The sequence below is a fragment of the Providencia sp. PROV205 genome, from assembly GCF_028479505.1.
GTDB lineage: Bacteria > Pseudomonadota > Gammaproteobacteria > Enterobacterales > Enterobacteriaceae > Providencia > Providencia huaxiensis.
In genome coordinates, this window is record NZ_JAMPNU010000038.1 from 1 (window position 1) to 16,360 (window position 16,360).

Below are 16,360 nucleotides of genomic sequence, written 5' to 3' on the forward strand. Positions count from 1 at the left end.
TAGTACTAAGATATCTAATCTTTTAGTGAAACTCACCAATAACCCAAGCTTTAGTCAACAAGCACTAGAAGATAATCACTTGACGCAAGATGAACTTACTGGTGCGATTAAAGCATTACGAAACAAAATATTAATCAAGCAGCCAAATGAAGAACACAAACTTAAAGAATTAATAAATAAATATAAGGAATCAATCCATCAAGAAAATGAAACAAAAGAATATGTTAAAAATATGGCGCCGAACAAGCGAGATAAAATTTTACGGATAGCCAAAAACAATGCGGATGAAAGATTACCTGAGCAGCAAGAACTACCATTGCATCTACAAATTTGTATGCCACTGTTTGTTAAAATTGCTATGCATTCAAAAGAAAACAAAATGGAACCAGAGAATATTGCCATAGCTATTGGCGGAGGGTTGTCATCAAATAAAAGAACAGCTGATGAAGAAAATAATTTCAATAAATTAAGTAAAGCGAAACAAACTACATTCATGATGGAAGAAAAAGCTCTTCATGATTACGCGAATAAACTTCTTACGACGCTAATAGATAGAGAACTAAAACAATTTGTGTGACCCAAAAACAAAAGACCGCCTAGGCGGTCTTTTTTCATATCAAACGATATAATTACTCTTTCGGCGTTGCTTTTTCTACACGGCTTTTTAATTTTTGGCCTGGGCGGAAAGTAACAACACGGCGTGCAGTAATTGGAATATCTTCCCCAGTTTTTGGGTTACGTCCGGGACGTTGATTTTTATCACGTAAATCAAAGTTACCGAATCCAGATAATTTTACTTGCTCACCATTTTCTAAGGAAAGGCGAACCTCTTCAAAGAAAGTTTCGACAAGGTCTTTAGCATCACGTTTGCTAACACCCAGTTTTTCAAACAAATTTTCTGACATTTCAGCTTTAGTAAGCGCCATAGGTTTAGTCCCTCAAGGAGGCTTGGAATCGCTGTTTTAACGCAGCAATACACAGATCAACGGTAGCAGTGATCTCTTCTTCTTCCATAGTACGCTGGGTATCCTGGAAGACAAGACTGATAGCAAGGCTCTTATAGCCATCTGCTATTCCTTCACCACAGTACACATCAAATAAGTTTATGCCAACTATATGATTTATGCCAACTTTTTTACACTCTGCTAAAACTTCAGCAGCAGCCACATCTTCTGGCACGACAACAGCGATGTCACGGCGGTTCGATGGATAGCGCGAAATCGCCTTAGCTTCAGGAATAACACGTTGTGCTATCGCATCACTACGAACCTCAAACACCACCGTACGACCATTTAAATCGAGTTTGCGTTCTAATTCTGGGTGAACCACACCAATAAAGCCAATATGTTCATTTTCCAGATAAATCCCAGCACTTTGACCTGGATGCAATGCAGGATGTGCCTCAGATTTAAATGTAATTTGATTTAGTTTCCCAGTCAATTCAAAAACAGCTTCAAGATCACCTTTTAAGTCAAAGAAGTCAACAACTTGTTTATCTAATGACCAATGTTCTTCAAATCTATTGCCTGTAATCACCCCTGCAAGCATTGGTTCCTGACGGATCCCATATTCTGCTTGATTATCAGGAATAAAGCGCAGACCTGTCTCAAATAAACGAATTCTATTTTGTTGACGATTCTGATTATAGACAACGGTTCCTAATAAACCAGTCAGTAACGATAAACGCATCGCTGACATATCAACAGAAATCGGGTTAGGTAAAAGCAACGCATCTTGTTGTGGATGCAGTAAAGCTTGAACTTTAGGGTCAACAAAACTATAAGTGATTGCTTCTTGATAACCACGGTCAACTAACATTGCTTTAATACGTTTTAAAGGTAGGTTAGCTTCTTTGTGATTAGTCATGGTCAAATCAGCACGTAATGGCACATCAGGGATGCTGTTATAACCATAAACACGAGCGACTTCTTCCACTAAGTCTTCTTCGATTTGCATATCGAAGCGCCAACTTGGGGCGACAACATCCCATGTATTAGCAGAAACAGTGACTTTGCACCCTAAACGCGTCAAAATATCAGTAACTAACTCATCTTCAATAAAGTGACCAATCAAACGGTCTAATTTATTGCGCGTCAGTTTAATATTTGCGGCTTTTGGTAAATGCTGTTCACTGGTTACATCAATAATTTCACCGACTTCACCACCACAAATCTCAACAATTAGCGCAGTAGCACGTTCAATCGCTTTAAACTGTAATTGAGGATCAACACCACGCTCAAAACGGTGAGATGCATCAGTGTGCAAACCGTAATTACGTGCACGACCTGTGATCGATAATGGGTCGAAGAATGCACACTCTAATAAAATATTTTTGGTTTCCGTATTAACACCTGAGTGTTCACCGCCAAAAATACCTGCAATCCCCAGTGCTTTTGATTCATCAGCAATCACTAATGTGTCTGGTTTTAACGTTGCTTCACTACCATCAAGGAGAACCAGTTTCTCCCCTTCTTTTGCCATGCGAGCAACAATAGCACCATCTAAACGGTCTAGATCATAAGCGTGTTGAGGCTGACCCAATTCTAATAAGACGTAGTTGGTAATATCCACAACCGCGTCAATAGAACGGACGCCACCACGGCGCAACTTTTCTTTCATCCACAATGGCGTTGGCGCTGACACATCAATATTTTTGATCACACGGCCTAAGAAACGTGGGCACGCATTAGGTGCTTCTACTCGAATTGGGAAAGTGTCTTTTGTGGTCACGGATACTGTATTAATAGCAGGCTCATTCAACGCTAATTTATTAATAACAGCGACATCACGTGCAACCCCAAGAATACTTAAGCAATCTGCACGGTTAGGTGTAATGCTGATTTCAATCGCATTATCATCAAGTTTTAGATATTCACGAATATCGGTACCGATAGTGGCATCTAGAGGCAATTCAATAATTCCGCTGTGGTCATCAGAAATACCCAGCTCAGAATAAGAACACAGCATACCTTCAGAAGGCTCGCCACGTAGTTTTGCCGCTTTAATTTTAAAATCACCCGGTAATACCGCACCAACCGTTGCAACAGCAACTTTTAGGCCTTGACGGCAGTTTGGTGCACCACAGACGATATCTAATAAACGCTCACCGCCTACGTTAACTTTTGTAACGCGCAGTTTGTCTGCATTTGGGTGTTGACCACACTCAACCACTTCACCAACAACAACGCCGTGAAATTGGCCAGCAACTGCATCTACACCATCAACTTCCAAACCCGCCATCGTGATTTGGTCAGATAATGCTTCACTACTGATCGCCGGGTTTACCCATTCGCGTAACCATAGTTCACTGAATTTCATGAGATAGACCCGCCTTATTTAAACTGTTTGAGGAAACGAAGATCATTTTCGAAGAATGCACGTAGGTCAGAAACACCGTAACGTAGCATTGTTAAGCGCTCCATCCCCATACCAAAGGCAAATCCAGAGTAGACTTCAGGGTCAATACCTACATTACGCAATACATTTGGATGAACCATTCCGCAGCCTAATACTTCTAACCATTTACCATTTTTACCCATAACATCAACTTCCGCTGAAGGTTCGGTGAATGGGAAATATGATGGTCGGAAACGTACTTGAACTTCCTCTTCAAAGAAGTTATTCAAGAAATCATGCAATGTGCCTTTTAGATTGGTAAAGCTGATATCTTTATCAACAATCAGGCCTTCTGTTTGATGGAACATAGGTGTATGCGTTTGGTCGTAATCATTACGATATACACGACCCGGGGCAATGATACGGATCGGTGGTTGTTGACCATTCATTGTACGGATTTGTACACCTGATGTTTGCGTACGCAATAGGCGTTTTGCATCAAACCAAAAAGTATCGTGGTCTGCACGCGCAGGGTGGTGAGCAGGAATATTTAGCGCATCAAAGTTATGGTAGTCATCTTCGATTTCAGGGCCTGTTTCAACAGAGAAACCTAATTCGCCAAAAAATTCTTCAATTCGCTGAATTGTGCGGGTCACTGGGTGTAACCCACCATTTTCCATTCGACGCCCTGGTAATGACACGTCAATTTTTTCTGATACCAGACGTGCATTAAGGATTTCAGCTTGCATCGCGTCCTTACGGGCGTTCAGAGCATCTTGAACCTGTACTTTAGCTTCATTTATCACAGCCCCTGCTGCTGGACGTTCCTCAGCAGGCAGTTCACGCAACGTTTTCATCTGTAGTGTGAAATGGCCGCTCTTGCCTAAATATTCAACACGCACTGATTCCAACGTAGCAACATCTTGGGCCTGTTCAATGGCTGCTTTTGCCTGTGCAACCAACTCAGCGAGATGTGGCATTGTTTCCCCTTTATGACCAATTGGTCTTTTTGCTAGTTATTCACTATATATATTAAGCTTCACATTCCATTTGGTAATGAATGAATACTTAACTGATTTTACTTTACTTAATCTAAAACTAGAAACAAAAAAGCCTCCCTAAGGAGGCTTTAGCGTAATCTTTCATTTCTTCTTTCTATTTACGCGCAAAAGCCCCCGATATTCAGGTGCTAAAGTAAAAAAAGAAACGAAAAATAACAGAATGCATGAACTAACTCTCAATAACTGACTGTATCTAAAGTATTAACACAAATAACTATAAATGAAAAGAGGAAGTTACCCTCCTCTTTTCAAGCAAACAATTAAGCTAAAGCGCCTTTCGCTTTTTCTACTAAAGCAGTGAATGCTGCTTTATCGAAAACTGCGATGTCTGCTAAGATCTTACGGTCGATTTCAATTGAAGCTTTTTTCAAGCCATTGATGAAACGGCTGTAAGACAGACCGTTCTGACGAGCCGCAGCGTTGATACGTGCGATCCACAGTTGACGGAACTGACGTTTACGTTGACGGCGGTCACGGTAAGCGTATTGACCAGCTTTAATTACCGCCTGAAACGCTACGCGGTAAACACGTGAACGTGCACCATAGTAACCTTTCGCCTGCTTCAGAATTTTTTTGTGACGTGCACGTGCGATTACACCACGTTTTGCGCGAGCCATAGCTATCTCCTATCGTCTTTTATCTTAATTAACTAAATTGTTTACTTATGCGTAAGGCAGGCAGGCTACTACCAGACCCAGATCGCCCTTAGATACCATTCCTTTCGGACGTAAATGGCGTTTACGCTTAGTTGACTTTTTAGTCAGAATATGACGAAGGTTTGCATGCTTACGCTTAAAGCCACCGCCTGCAGTTTTTTTAAAGCGCTTTGCTGCGCCACGTACAGTTTTAATCTTTGGCATTTCTTTTATTTCCAACTTCGCATTGTGATTAACTACGAATTAATTAGGCGAATAACATCTATATTGCTATAAACGAATATTACTTGCAGGCCTAATTATTTCTTCTTCGGTGCCAGCACCATGATCATCTGACGTCCTTCAATTCTTGAAGGGAAAGATTCCACGGATGCCAGCTCTTCCAGATCAGCTTTGATGCGGTTAAGCATTTCCAGACCGATCTGCTGGTGAGCCATTTCACGACCGCGAAAACGCAGCGTAACTTTAGCTTTATCACCATCTTCCAGAAAGCGAGTCAGGTTGCGTAGTTTGACCTGATAATCGCCTTCATCTGTACCAGGGCGGAATTTAATTTCCTTCACCTGAACAACTTTTTGTTTCTTTTTTTGCTCTTTTTGAGATTTGCTCTTCTCATAAAGGAATTTGCCGTAATCCATGATACGACAAACTGGCGGTTCAGCATTTGGGCTGATTTCAACGAGGTCTACACCTGCTTCTTCAGCTTTTTCAAGCGCTTCGCGTGCGCTCATGATGCCTAACTGTTCACCGTCTAAACCTGTTAAACGGACCTCTGGAACACGAATTTCATCATTGATACGATTTGGACGTGTTGTTGGGATTCTTTTTCCGCCTTTAATACTTCATTCCTCCAATTGGATAAAGAGATTTGCTTCTCTCAAGCAAATACACCCGTCACTCAATAGTTACTACTTGACGCATGTACGATATTCTTAGTTTGCCCTAATGCGCTATGCGCTGACAAAGTGATTCGACCGCGGATTTTAATGCTTCTTGCTGGATTACTCAAGTAATTCTTGCAATAAATCATTCTGAACTGTTTGAAAACTTGGCTTTTGAGGCCAATTCTCGCTTTGACGCAATTACTTTGATTCATTAATGAAGAAAATAACAAGACATCAAATATACCGATTACCTTAGCTGGTATGACATTACTTTCATCAATAGTAAAATTTTTCATCACGAATAAAACAGAGAAGCAGCGCCCAAATGAGCGCTGCTAGACTCTAGCAATACTTCGCTATAACCATACTGGCTTAATTATTTTTTCTTTGGTGCCAATACCATGATCATCTGGCGTCCTTCAATCCTTGATGGGAATGATTCAACTGATGCCAGTTCATCCAGATCGGTTTTGATGCGATTAAGCACTTCTAAGCCAATCTGTTGGTGAGCCATTTCGCGACCACGAAAACGCAGTGTTACTTTAGCTTTGTCACCATCTTCCAAAAAGCGAATTAAACTACGTAGTTTAACTTGGTAGTCGCCTTCGTCTGTTCCTGGACGGAATTTAATTTCCTTCACTTGAACAACTTTTTGTTTTTTCTTTTGTTCTTTTTGAGATTTACTCTTCTCATAAAGATATTTACCGTAGTCCATGATACGACAAACTGGCGGCTCGGCATTTGGGCTGATTTCGACTAAATCGACACCAGCTTCTTCTGCTTTAAAGAGGCCTTCACGCACACTCATTACGCCAAGTTGTTCACCGTCTAAACCAGTGACACGGATTTCTGTTGCGCGAATTTCATCGTTAATACGATTTGGACGCGCCGTTGGGAGTTTTTTTCCGCCTTTAATACCTTATTCCTCCATCTGATTGAGTTGACGACTGCGGATCTCTTCAAGCAGTTTTGTCATGAATTCGTTGACATCAAGGCTACCTAAGTCTTTACCACGACGGGTACGTACAGCAACTTTACCTGATTCAACTTCTTTATCACCACATACTAACATGTAAGGGACGCGACGCAGCGTGTGTTCACGGATCTTAAAGCCGATTTTCTCGTTACGTAAGTCCGCTTTCGCACGAATGCCAACACTTTGCAGCTTGCTAACTAATTCTTGAACATAGTCTGCTTGACTATCAGTAATGTTCATTACGACCACTTGCTGTGGTGCTAACCATGTTGGGAAAAAGCCCGCATACTCTTCTGTTAAGATACCAATGAAGCGTTCTAGTGAACCTAACACTGCACGGTGGATCATCACAGGAACGATACGTTCGTTATTTTCACCTACATAGGAAGCTGTTAAACGGCCCGGCAAGAAGAAGTCTAACTGGACAGTACCACATTGCCATGCACGGTCAAGGCAGTCATACAGCGTAAACTCGATTTTCGGACCATAAAATGCACCTTCACCTGGTTGGTATTCAAATTCAATACCTTTTGATTTCAGGGCATTAGCCAAATCTTCTTCCGCTCTGTCCCACATATCGTCAGTACCGATACGTTTTTCAGGGCGAGTTGATAGTTTTACAACAATTTTTTCGAAACCGAAAGTTGCATAAACATCATAAATCATTTCAATACAGCTGGTTACTTCACTTAAGATTTGCTCTTCAGTACAGAAGATATGTGCATCATCCTGAGTAAAGCCACGCACACGCATTAAGCCGTGCAACGCACCTGATGGCTCATTACGGTGACAGCTACCAAATTCTGCCATGCGCAATGGTAAGTCACGATATGATTTCAAACCTTGGTTGAAAATCTGTACGTGACCCGGGCAGTTCATTGGTTTGACACAATATTCACGGTTTTCAGATGAAGTCGTGAACATGGCATCTTTATAGTTATCCCAGTGACCTGTTTTTTCCCATAATACGCGGTCCATCATAAATGGCCCTTTCACTTCCTGATAATTATAGGCCTTCAGTTTAGTGCGTACAAAGGTTTCCAGTTCACGGAAAATTGTCCAACCGTCATTATGCCAGAACGCCATACCCGGCGCTTCTTCTTGCATATGGTATAAATCTAATTGTTTACCAATTTTACGGTGATCACGCTTAGCTGCTTCTTCTAAACGTAATAAATAGGCTGCTAATTGTTTTTTATCAGCCCATGCGGTGCCGTAAATACGTTGCAGCATTTTGTTATCGCTGTTACCACGCCAGTATGCGCCAGCCACTTTCTGTAATTTAAAATGGTGGCAAAAACGCATGTTTGGTACGTGTGGACCGCGACACATGTCAACATATTCTTCGTGATGATATAAACCTGGGCGGTCATCTTGACTAATATTTTGATCTAAAATTTCAACTTTATAGTCTTCGCCACGGGCAACGAAAGTTTCACGAGCTTCGCTCCAAGAAACACGTTTTTTCACCACCTCATAATCTGTTTTGGCAAGCTCAAGCATACGCTTTTCAAGCTTTTCCAAGTCTTCCTGCGTCAGCATGTGGTCTAAATCGACATCATAGTAAAAACCATTGTCGATAGTAGGACCAATCGCCATTTTCGTATTTGGCCATAATTGCTTGATGGCATGGCCTAACAGGTGAGCACAAGAGTGACGAATAATTTCGAGTCCGTCTTCATCCTTGCTCGTAATAATGGACACGTTTGCATCATGTTCAATTATTTCACATGCATCAACACGTTCACCATTAATTCGACCCGCGATACAGGCTTTAGCTAAACCCGCTCCGATGTCACGAGCAACATCCATCACTGAAACGGGATGGTCAAACTGACGCTGACTTCCATCAGGAAGAGTAATAACAGGCATTAAAAAATCCTTATCAGCAGTGGTGACCCACACGAAAGATCACTTGCTTGATTATTCCAAAGTTATAAATCAATACGTTACTAACGATTTCTCACTTCACTATGCAAGATATGTACACAAATATGGGCAGCTTAAGCGCACTATTTCGTTACATCGTGAGTAACTCAACTACTAATGATAACACAGACCTATTTTATGGCGATAGCGTAATGCCGCTAATTGTTATTCTTCATCTGAAAAATCAACACCTTCCCGATTAAATGGCGAATAGGCTATCTAATGCAGGAAATAGTTTCTCTTTTTTTGCGAAAGAAAGCCGATACCAATGCGATCCACTGGATACGACTAATTCTTTAGTCATTATAGCCAACGTCGTGTCTGCTTGCGATAACGCTCCCACTCTTCATTGAATTTTTCCGCTAAAAATCGCTCTTCTTGCGGAATAGTGTACAAGTCGGTAATTAACCAAAAGACCAAACCCGCTATCAAGAAATAAGAAGAGTGCGAGAAGAAAGCTAAAGCCAAGCTCATTGATGTGAAAGCTAAATACATTGGATTACGTGAAAATCGGTAAGGCCCGTTAGTCACTAAATGCGTTGCCTTTACAGTAGGATTTGGTGATGTTTTATGTTTATAAAAATAATAAAGGCTTGTCGCGACCCAACTGACACTTTCAAGTGCCACTAAGATACCTAAGATCCCCATCCAACCAGAAAACGTCCAGTCTAAAAGACCTTGCTTGGAAAGAAAATATACAGCGACCCCATTAGCGACTAACCAATTCAATAATGGTAATTTAAATATATTCATCATGTTACCTACAAGCCAAAATGATGCTATTAACATACCATAAATGAATATATAAATTTGAGTGGAGGAACATATAGAGGAGTGATATTAACGACAAAAATAATTAGTTATTGGGACTTAAGGAAAACACACTCTTTAAACCTTCTAGTTTACTATATTCTTGCTGGCAAACTAAATTTCGCACATCACTGGGCATAGAATCAATTCTGGTTTGAATATTGGCAAGTTGTTCATCTAAGCTATTCATTCCCTTTACATCAACAATGTCCTGATTCACTTTAAGATAATCAGTAAAACTTTGCAGGTTATCCTCTAAGCTATTACAAATATCATTACTGGCTAAACCCTGCGGTAAAATAGCACTGAGCGATGTTGGTAAGGCTTGGGATATATTCGGATAAATACTTTGCTTCCACTGCTGAGGAAAAACGATTAGTAACATGGCGGCTGCCAAAACTAATAGCATAGACGCCCCGGCTAATGTCGCTATAAGTTTTTTCATTCTTTTTCCTATTACTCAAAATTAACTGAAAATAGGATATACAACTCTGCGTAAAGCTATTTTTAAAATTAAAAATCCTTTGTAAAGAAATCCATGACTTTTTTAATAAAATTTCATTTCTTCATACGGTTTTTCTTGACAGCTCTTTAAGCGTTGTAATAAACCGCCTACATGTAATTCTAATTTGTGGCCATCTGGATCAAGAAAATAAAAAGAATCTCCTTCACTTTTATTTTCTTTCCAGACAATGACATTCGCTTGCATTAGCCGATCAACAACGATAAGAAAGTCTTTCGCATCAACGTTAAAGGCATAGTGTGTGTAATCCGTTTTTTCTGGGGGTGAAAATTGGCGAGTTGTATCTAATGATAAACATAACCATAAATCGCCACAGGATATATAGGCGCCCTTTTTCCAACTCGCATGTAACTTCATACCAAGTAGTGATTGATAAAAACCAATACTTTTATCCAAATCAGTTACAGCTAACGTTAAGTGGTTGATTCCGTTTAACATATTTTTTTACTCTTTGGTTGCCTATTACATTGAATTCTTTTAATGAATTTACATAAATTATCAGTAAATAACATTGCAGCAGATATACTACATTCCATATCAACTTAAAGACAACCTGTTACGAAATGCCCTTAACCTTTTTATCCCCCTATAAAAAGGTTTTTTTTTGCCTGTAAAAATTGAATACTTTTACCACAACTCAATATCCCATTGTTATTTAATAAATAAAGTAAGTTATTCACAGATGAAGGCCATTGTTATCCACAGTTAATGTGAACAACTCCAATTATCTTCAAGCTAATAAATGATAGTTGATATTAATTCTTACCCATCAGTACTGTAATCGTCCCCTTTCATAAAGTATCCCTCTAGCTATAAATGCTAACCTACAGATCTATAAGAAATTTTGCTATCATTTGAGATAAGGTGTTTTATTTACATTAATCAGGAGCTTGAATCAAACTTCCATGACAAATTTTTTTGAACTATTTCAAGCCGTTGGTATTGGTCTTGTGCTACTACTTCCTCTTGCCAACCCTTTAACTGCTATTGCGGTCATGTTAAGTATTTCTGCTAATATGACAAAAGAGCAGCGTGACCATCAATCATTATTGGCTTCTATTTATGTGTTCGCAATTATGACTATCGCTTTTTATGCAGGCCAGTTAGTTATGAATACATTTGGAATATCAATACCAGGTCTTAGAATTGCAGGTGGGTTAATTGTGGCATTTATTGGCTTTGGCATGCTGTTTCCTAGCAGTGATGTTGGAGAAGACCCGACTACCAATGCCCTTGATGACCCGAATGTTCCCAAAAAACGCCAAGAATCCCCTAGTATTGCTTTTGTTCCCCTTGCGATGCCGAGTACTGCTGGCCCAGGTACTATCGCCATGATTATCAGCTCTACTGCATCATTACAAGGTAATGTTAGTTTCGCTCCATGGGTTTTAAAAGTCGCCCCCGTTATCACCTTTTTCATTGCAAGCTTTATCGTTTGGATTGGTTTAAAAGGCGCAACTTCGATTATGAGGTGGTTAGGTAATAGCGGTATTGATGCAATCGCTCGGGTGATGGGGTTCTTATTAATCTGTATGGGAGTGCAATTTGTTATCAACGGCATTGTTGAAATTGTCGCGCAGCTCCCATACTTAATGAAGGAATATCAATAAGACATTGCTAATGCATTGTAAGCATTCTTAACTTTCCACAAATAGCGTGGGGCTTGCGGTGCAGGATGCTTTGTTTGTACGTGTTGATAAAATTCTTCCGGCGATAAGCTGTTAATCATTGCAATCGCCCGGCCTTTATCATTATCAAATGTTCTTAATAATGCCCCCGCCCCGTTCACATAAGCGACAACCGTTGCATAATATAATGTCTGAGGGTGGCTAATTCCAGCAAGATGTTGCTCCTTTAAAATACGAATATAAGTTGTACCAATATCAATATTTTTTTGTGGATCTTTTAAGTCACGAGAACTCGGCTCCCCCGACTTTCCCTGATAACGATATGCGTCACGCCCCGCTGTCGAAGCTTTAATCTGCATCAAACCTATTGCATTTGATTTACTGACAACTTCAGGCCTAAAGTTGGATTCGACCTCAATAATGGCCCTAATTAAAGCTTCATCAACACTGTAACGAGCCGCAGACTCACGAATAAACTCATCAAAAGGCGTTCTTGGGAATGTCGTATTTTGTGCTGTTACAGGCCCTGTAGGCTCTAGCATCCGCTGTTTTGTTACAGGCCTATCTGGCTCGCTTGAACAACCTGCAAGTAGCAGTAGCGCAAAAGTGCCGCCAATTATTTTTTTCACTGTCGAATCCTCTACGATGGAAGCCGATGGCAGAATAACTAATCCTAAGAAAAATAAAATAATTTTTACTTAACTTTTACTTCAGGACGTGTTTTAGTCATACAAATAACCATGGGACTTAGAAGCCCATAATGACGAATGATGCTATTCCACATTTTTTATGTTTATTTTTCTCAATTGATATTGATAATCATTATCAGTTGAGATATAAAATATAATTGTTATAAACCTTAACAACTGTATGTTAAAAAACGCTAAACCAATAATGTCAGGGTCAACTTTTATGAAGAAGAACGTATCTCGATTATCTGCACCTTTACTAACCAGTATGTTTGCTTTGATAGCAGTCATCTTTTTTAGTCAGCCGGCTTTTGCTAAAAAATTTAAAGTCGTTACCACTTTTACCATTATCCAAGATATCGCTCAAAATGTAGCTGGAGATGCGGCAATTGTCGAGTCTATAACGAAGCCTGGAGCAGAAATCCACGGTTATCAACCGACGCCTAAAGATATTATGAAAGCCTATGACGCAGATTTAATCTTATGGAATGGGATGAATTTGGAAGTTTGGTTCCAACGTTTCTTTGAAAACTTTAAGAATGTCCCTGCTGTCGTAGTCACTGAAGGTATTGAGCCAATGCCAATCCGTGAAGGTGAGTATAAAGACAACCCGAACCCACATGCCTGGATGTCTCCTGCTAATGCTAAAATTTATATTGAAAATATTCGCCAAGCTCTAGTTAAATATGATCCTGAAAATGCAGAAACATATAATGCCAATGCGAAAAAATATGCGCAGCAAATTGCAGAGCTTGATACCCCTTTACGTGAACGCTTAAACCGTATTCCAGAAAATGAACGTTGGTTAGTCTCAAGTGAAGGCGCATTTAGCTATTTAACGAAAGATTACGGCTTTAAAGAAGTCTATTTATGGCCAATCAATGCAGAAGAGCAAGGCTCTCCTCAACAAGTGAAAAAAGTGATTGATACTGTCCGCAAATACAACATCCCTGTGGTATTCAGTGAAAGTACAATTTCTGATAAGCCTGCTCGCCAAGTCAGTAAAGAAACCGGGGCAAAATACGGCGGCGTATTATATGTTGACTCATTATCAACTGCCGATGGCCCAGTACCAACCTATATAGATCTTTTAAATACGACTGTAGACACGATAGCGAAAGGATTTTCACAGTAATATGAATCATTCAAGTCAATTCGAACACCCGAATCTTATCGTCGATGATGCGACTGTAACATATAATAATGGTCACACCGCTATCTACGACGCAAGCTTTACTATCTCTGGTGGCTCTATTTGTGCCTTAGTTGGCGTAAATGGCAGTGGCAAATCAACGCTATTTAAAACCATTATGGGGCTTGTCACCCCATCTTCAGGCAGTGTGACATTAAATGATCAGCCAATAAAAACGGCACTGAAAGAAAACGTGATTGCATACGTCCCACAAACGGAAGAAGTTGACTGGAACTTCCCCGTTCTCGTTTCTGATGTTGTGATGATGGGGCGTTATGGCAAAATGGGTTTTTTTCGCATCCCTAAACAAGCCGATAAAGATGCTGTCAAAATGGCATTAGAACGGGTTGACCTTGCAGGGCTTGAACATCGCCAAATAGGCGAGCTTTCAGGTGGTCAGAAAAAACGGGTTTTTTTAGCACGAGCGCTCGCACAAGAAGGTAAAGTTTTACTTCTTGATGAACCCTTTACTGGGGTTGATGTTAAAACTGAAAATGCCATTATAGACCTACTGCGTAGTTTGCGTGACGAAGGCCATCTGATCCTCGTTTCAACTCATAACTTGGGTAGTGTGCCTGAGTTTTGCGACCATGTTATCTTAATCAATCGCACGGTGTTAGCCAGTGGCCCAACCGAAACCACGTTTACACAGCGTAATCTACAAAACGCGTTTGGTGGTGTATTGCGTCATATTAACCTGTCAGGTCAAGAACTCCATGACGACGATGACCCACGCTCTGTCACCGTCATTACCGATGATGAAAGAGCGGCTGTATTCTATGGTCATGACCATGATGCTCCCGTTCGAAAAAACCAAGCTAAGGGTTCCGAATGATTGAGATGTTATTACAGCCCTTTGAATACGATTTCATGATAAAAGCCATTTGGGTTAGCGCCATTGTTGGTGCTGTCTGTGCATTTTTATCAGCGTATTTGATGCTAAAAGGCTGGTCATTAATGGGAGATGCGCTCTCCCACTCCGTTGTCCCTGGGGTGGCTGGTGCTTATGCTTTAGGTTTACCCTATGCGGCAGGCGCCTTTTTTACCGGGATCCTTGCAGCACTTGCCATGACATTAATAAAACATCTAACTCGTTTGCGTGAAGATGCTGTTATTGGCTTTATATTTTCTACTTTTTTTGCGGCAGGTTTGTTGATCGTTTCATTGAACCCAACATCTGTGAATGTACAAAGTATTATTTTTGGTAATATTTTAGGTATTGCGGATTCTGACGTATTACAAGTAGAAATTATTATCGGCGTTTCATTTATTATTCTGTTGTGTTTATGGAAAGATTTATTAGCCGTTTTTTTCGATGAAAGTCACGCACGGTCAATTGGCTTGAATCCATTACGCCTAAAAATAATTTTCTTCACATTATTAAGTGCTTGTACCGTTGCTGCCTTGCAAACAGTTGGCGCTATTCTTGTTATCGCAATGGTCGTCACGCCAGGTGCAACCGCCTATTTATTAACTGACCAATTTAAACGCTTACTCATTATCTCCGTCACAATTGGCACCGTAACCAGTGCTGTTGGCGCTTATATCAGTTATTTCCTTAATGGTGCTACAGGAGGGTTAATTGTCACCCTACAAACCATTATTTTCCTGCTAGCATTTTTCTTTGCGCCTAAACACGGTATTTTTGCCTCAAAACGTAAAGCAAAAAAGGAAGTAGCTCGGCTGCATCAATCACACCAACAAGGAGCATCTCATGAGTGATTTCATTGACTTATTGATGGCTCCGTTTGCATTTCCTTTTATGCAAAAAGCTTTGATCACCGCAATTGTGAGTGGGACTGTGTGTGCCATTTTATCGTGCTTTTTAGTATTAAAAGGGTGGTCACTCATGGGAGATGCTATTTCCCACGCAGTGTTACCCGGGATCATCATTGCCTCTTTATTAGGTATTCCCTTGGCTATTGGTGCGTTTGCCTCTGGCTTATTCTGCGCTGTCGCAACGGGGTATTTAAAAGAAAATAGTCGGATAAAAGAAGATACCGTAATGGGTATCGTCTTTTCAGGAATGTTTGCTATTGGCTTGGTGATGTTTGCTAAAATAGATACCGAGCAGCACCTTACGCATATTTTATTTGGTGATATTTTAGGGATCACGGATAGCGAGTTTAAGCAAATTCTGTTATTTGCTGGGGTAACTATTGCAATTATCTTACTGAAACGTAAAGATTTCATGCTGTATTGTTTTGATCCAAACCAAGCCCGTGTGATTGGCCTACCCGTCAAACTGATCCATTATGGTTTACTGTCTTTACTTGCATTAACCATTGTCGCTTCACTGCAAGCGGTTGGGATCATTTTAGTTATTGCCATGCTGATCTCACCGGGGATTATTGCATTTGTTCTATGTCGGAGCTTCGGCAAAATGCTCGTCGTCGCCATCATCGCTTCGGTAACATCGAGTGTTATTGGGACTATCCTGAGTTTTCACATCAATGCGACAACCGGGCCAACCATAGTCGTTACTCAAGCGGTTTATTTCGTAATAGCCCTGCTCTATAGCAAGCTAGTACTGGCACGTAAAAGAAGTCAAACAAACCCACAAAGTATGCATACCGCATAATAAATGGCAGACATAACAAAAAAGCTGAATTCGCGCCTAACGAATTCAGCTTTTTATTTTAAATAATTTCCTAATATGCGACTAAAGCTTTTTTA

19 protein-coding genes and 1 other annotated feature are annotated in these 16,360 nt (G+C 40.4%); of the genes, 6 read left to right on the forward strand and 13 right to left on the reverse strand.

Going from position 1 to position 16,360, the window contains the following annotated elements; all coding sequences use genetic code 11:
* A partial coding sequence (locus tag PR800_RS18515; RefSeq protein ID WP_272531230.1) for a RhoGAP domain-containing protein occupies positions 1 to 577 on the forward strand: 577 nt, incomplete at its 5' end.
* Between the two features lie 52 nt (positions 578 to 629).
* Here the strand turns inward: PR800_RS18515 and ihfA are convergent.
* The 12 genes from ihfA to fos all read right to left on the reverse strand — a co-directional run bounded on the left by ihfA (position 630) and on the right by fos (position 10,613).
* Positions 630 to 926, reverse strand: coding sequence for an integration host factor subunit alpha (gene ihfA / locus PR800_RS18520; RefSeq protein WP_004263721.1), 297 nt, complete (start codon positions 924 to 926; stop codon positions 630 to 632).
* Between the two features lie 4 nt (positions 927 to 930).
* Positions 931 to 3,318: a phenylalanine--tRNA ligase subunit beta gene (gene pheT / locus PR800_RS18525; protein ID WP_272531231.1), complete on the reverse strand. Its 2,388-nt coding sequence runs from the start codon at positions 3,316 to 3,318 to the stop codon at positions 931 to 933.
* A 14-nt stretch (positions 3,319 to 3,332) separates the two neighbouring features.
* Complete coding sequence (pheS, locus tag PR800_RS18530) at positions 3,333 to 4,316, reverse strand: phenylalanine--tRNA ligase subunit alpha (RefSeq protein WP_102139209.1); 984 nt, start codon at positions 4,314 to 4,316, stop codon at positions 3,333 to 3,335.
* Between the two features lie 123 nt (positions 4,317 to 4,439).
* Positions 4,440 to 4,569, reverse strand: a sequence feature (Phe leader region).
* The gene (gene pheM / locus PR800_RS19695; RefSeq protein WP_136134757.1) at positions 4,519 to 4,563 is read right to left on the reverse strand and encodes a pheST operon leader peptide PheM; all 45 of its coding nucleotides are present in this window, start codon (positions 4,561 to 4,563) and stop codon (positions 4,519 to 4,521) included. (Overlaps the previous feature by 45 nt.)
* 88 nt (positions 4,570 to 4,657) lie before the next feature.
* Positions 4,658 to 5,014 carry a 50S ribosomal protein L20 gene (gene rplT, locus PR800_RS18535; RefSeq protein ID WP_004263714.1) on the reverse strand — a complete coding sequence of 119 codons (357 nt, stop codon included), beginning with the start codon at positions 5,012 to 5,014 and terminating at the stop codon, positions 4,658 to 4,660.
* Between the two features lie 45 nt (positions 5,015 to 5,059).
* The gene (rpmI, locus tag PR800_RS18540; protein WP_004263702.1) at positions 5,060 to 5,257 is read right to left on the reverse strand and encodes a 50S ribosomal protein L35; all 198 of its coding nucleotides are present in this window, start codon (positions 5,255 to 5,257) and stop codon (positions 5,060 to 5,062) included.
* 95 nt (positions 5,258 to 5,352) lie between these two features.
* Positions 5,353 to 5,892: a translation initiation factor IF-3 gene (infC, locus tag PR800_RS18545; protein WP_071524539.1), complete on the reverse strand. Its 540-nt coding sequence runs from the start codon at positions 5,890 to 5,892 to the stop codon at positions 5,353 to 5,355.
* A gap of 421 nt (positions 5,893 to 6,313) precedes the next feature.
* Positions 6,314 to 6,853, reverse strand: a complete 540-nt coding sequence (gene infC, locus PR800_RS18550) for a translation initiation factor IF-3 (RefSeq protein ID WP_102139210.1) — start codon at positions 6,851 to 6,853, stop codon at positions 6,314 to 6,316.
* Between the two features lie 3 nt (positions 6,854 to 6,856).
* Positions 6,857 to 8,785: a threonine--tRNA ligase gene (gene thrS, locus PR800_RS18555; protein ID WP_102139211.1), complete on the reverse strand. Its 1,929-nt coding sequence runs from the start codon at positions 8,783 to 8,785 to the stop codon at positions 6,857 to 6,859.
* Positions 8,786 to 9,145: 360 nt separating this feature from the next.
* Entirely contained in the window at positions 9,146 to 9,595 is a 450-nt protein-coding gene (locus PR800_RS18560; RefSeq protein WP_102139212.1) for a methyltransferase family protein, read from the reverse strand.
* A 103-nt stretch (positions 9,596 to 9,698) separates the two neighbouring features.
* Positions 9,699 to 10,097: a hypothetical protein gene (locus tag PR800_RS18565; RefSeq protein ID WP_102139213.1), complete on the reverse strand. Its 399-nt coding sequence runs from the start codon at positions 10,095 to 10,097 to the stop codon at positions 9,699 to 9,701.
* 102 nt (positions 10,098 to 10,199) lie between these two features.
* Complete coding sequence (gene fos / locus PR800_RS18570; protein WP_210843407.1) at positions 10,200 to 10,613, reverse strand: fosfomycin resistance glutathione transferase; 414 nt, start codon at positions 10,611 to 10,613, stop codon at positions 10,200 to 10,202.
* Positions 10,614 to 11,080: 467 nt separating this feature from the next.
* Here fos and PR800_RS18575 point away from each other — a divergent pair, with 467 nt between their 5' ends.
* Positions 11,081 to 11,785: a MarC family NAAT transporter gene (locus PR800_RS18575; protein ID WP_102139215.1), complete on the forward strand. Its 705-nt coding sequence runs from the start codon at positions 11,081 to 11,083 to the stop codon at positions 11,783 to 11,785.
* Here the strand turns inward: PR800_RS18575 and PR800_RS18580 are convergent.
* Positions 11,779 to 12,432: a transglycosylase SLT domain-containing protein gene (locus PR800_RS18580; RefSeq protein ID WP_102139216.1), complete on the reverse strand. Its 654-nt coding sequence runs from the start codon at positions 12,430 to 12,432 to the stop codon at positions 11,779 to 11,781. The two genes, PR800_RS18575 and PR800_RS18580, sit on opposite strands and share 7 nt — an antisense overlap.
* 283 nt (positions 12,433 to 12,715) lie before the next feature.
* Here PR800_RS18580 and PR800_RS18585 point away from each other — a divergent pair, with 283 nt between their 5' ends.
* From PR800_RS18585 to PR800_RS18600, 4 genes are read left to right on the forward strand one after another with little or no spacing between them, the layout of a single operon-like run.
* The gene (locus tag PR800_RS18585; RefSeq protein WP_102139217.1) at positions 12,716 to 13,627 is read left to right on the forward strand and encodes a metal ABC transporter substrate-binding protein; all 912 of its coding nucleotides are present in this window, start codon (positions 12,716 to 12,718) and stop codon (positions 13,625 to 13,627) included.
* A gap of 1 nt (position 13,628) precedes the next feature.
* Positions 13,629 to 14,519: a manganese/iron ABC transporter ATP-binding protein gene (locus PR800_RS18590; protein WP_102139218.1), complete on the forward strand. Its 891-nt coding sequence runs from the start codon at positions 13,629 to 13,631 to the stop codon at positions 14,517 to 14,519.
* Positions 14,516 to 15,406 (forward strand): metal ABC transporter permease, encoded by an 891-nt coding sequence (locus PR800_RS18595; RefSeq protein ID WP_102139219.1) that lies wholly within the window; start codon positions 14,516 to 14,518, stop codon positions 15,404 to 15,406. The genes PR800_RS18590 and PR800_RS18595 overlap by 4 nt, the downstream gene beginning before the upstream one ends.
* The gene (locus tag PR800_RS18600) at positions 15,399 to 16,265 is read left to right on the forward strand and encodes a metal ABC transporter permease (protein WP_096863947.1); all 867 of its coding nucleotides are present in this window, start codon (positions 15,399 to 15,401) and stop codon (positions 16,263 to 16,265) included. The genes PR800_RS18595 and PR800_RS18600 overlap by 8 nt, the downstream gene beginning before the upstream one ends.
* Positions 16,266 to 16,360: the final 95 nt, after the last annotated feature.

What these genes read in the sequence shown, in the direction of transcription:
- ihfA (WP_004263721.1), bottom strand. Translation starts at nt 926, where the DNA reads ATGGCGCTTACTAAAGCTGAAATGTCAGAAAATTTGTTTGAAAAACTG.
- pheT (WP_272531231.1), bottom strand. Translation starts at nt 3,318, where the DNA reads ATGAAATTCAGTGAACTATGGTTACGCGAATGGGTAAACCCGGCGATC.
- pheS (WP_102139209.1), bottom strand. Translation starts at nt 4,316, where the DNA reads ATGCCACATCTCGCTGAGTTGGTTGCACAGGCAAAAGCAGCCATTGAA.
- rplT (WP_004263714.1), bottom strand. Translation starts at nt 5,014, where the DNA reads ATGGCTCGCGCAAAACGTGGTGTAATCGCACGTGCACGTCACAAAAAA.
- rpmI (WP_004263702.1), bottom strand. Translation starts at nt 5,257, where the DNA reads ATGCCAAAGATTAAAACTGTACGTGGCGCAGCAAAGCGCTTTAAAAAA.
- thrS (WP_102139211.1), bottom strand. Translation starts at nt 8,785, where the DNA reads ATGCCTGTTATTACTCTTCCTGATGGAAGTCAGCGTCAGTTTGACCAT.
- PR800_RS18560 (WP_102139212.1), bottom strand. Translation starts at nt 9,595, where the DNA reads ATGAATATATTTAAATTACCATTATTGAATTGGTTAGTCGCTAATGGG.
- PR800_RS18565 (WP_102139213.1), bottom strand. Translation starts at nt 10,097, where the DNA reads ATGAAAAAACTTATAGCGACATTAGCCGGGGCGTCTATGCTATTAGTT.
- fos (WP_210843407.1), bottom strand. Translation starts at nt 10,613, where the DNA reads ATGTTAAACGGAATCAACCACTTAACGTTAGCTGTAACTGATTTGGAT.
- PR800_RS18575 (WP_102139215.1), top strand. Translation starts at nt 11,081, where the DNA reads ATGACAAATTTTTTTGAACTATTTCAAGCCGTTGGTATTGGTCTTGTG.
- PR800_RS18585 (WP_102139217.1), top strand. Translation starts at nt 12,716, where the DNA reads ATGAAGAAGAACGTATCTCGATTATCTGCACCTTTACTAACCAGTATG.
- PR800_RS18590 (WP_102139218.1), top strand. Translation starts at nt 13,629, where the DNA reads ATGAATCATTCAAGTCAATTCGAACACCCGAATCTTATCGTCGATGAT.
- PR800_RS18595 (WP_102139219.1), top strand. Translation starts at nt 14,516, where the DNA reads ATGATTGAGATGTTATTACAGCCCTTTGAATACGATTTCATGATAAAA.
- PR800_RS18600 (WP_096863947.1), top strand. Translation starts at nt 15,399, where the DNA reads ATGAGTGATTTCATTGACTTATTGATGGCTCCGTTTGCATTTCCTTTT.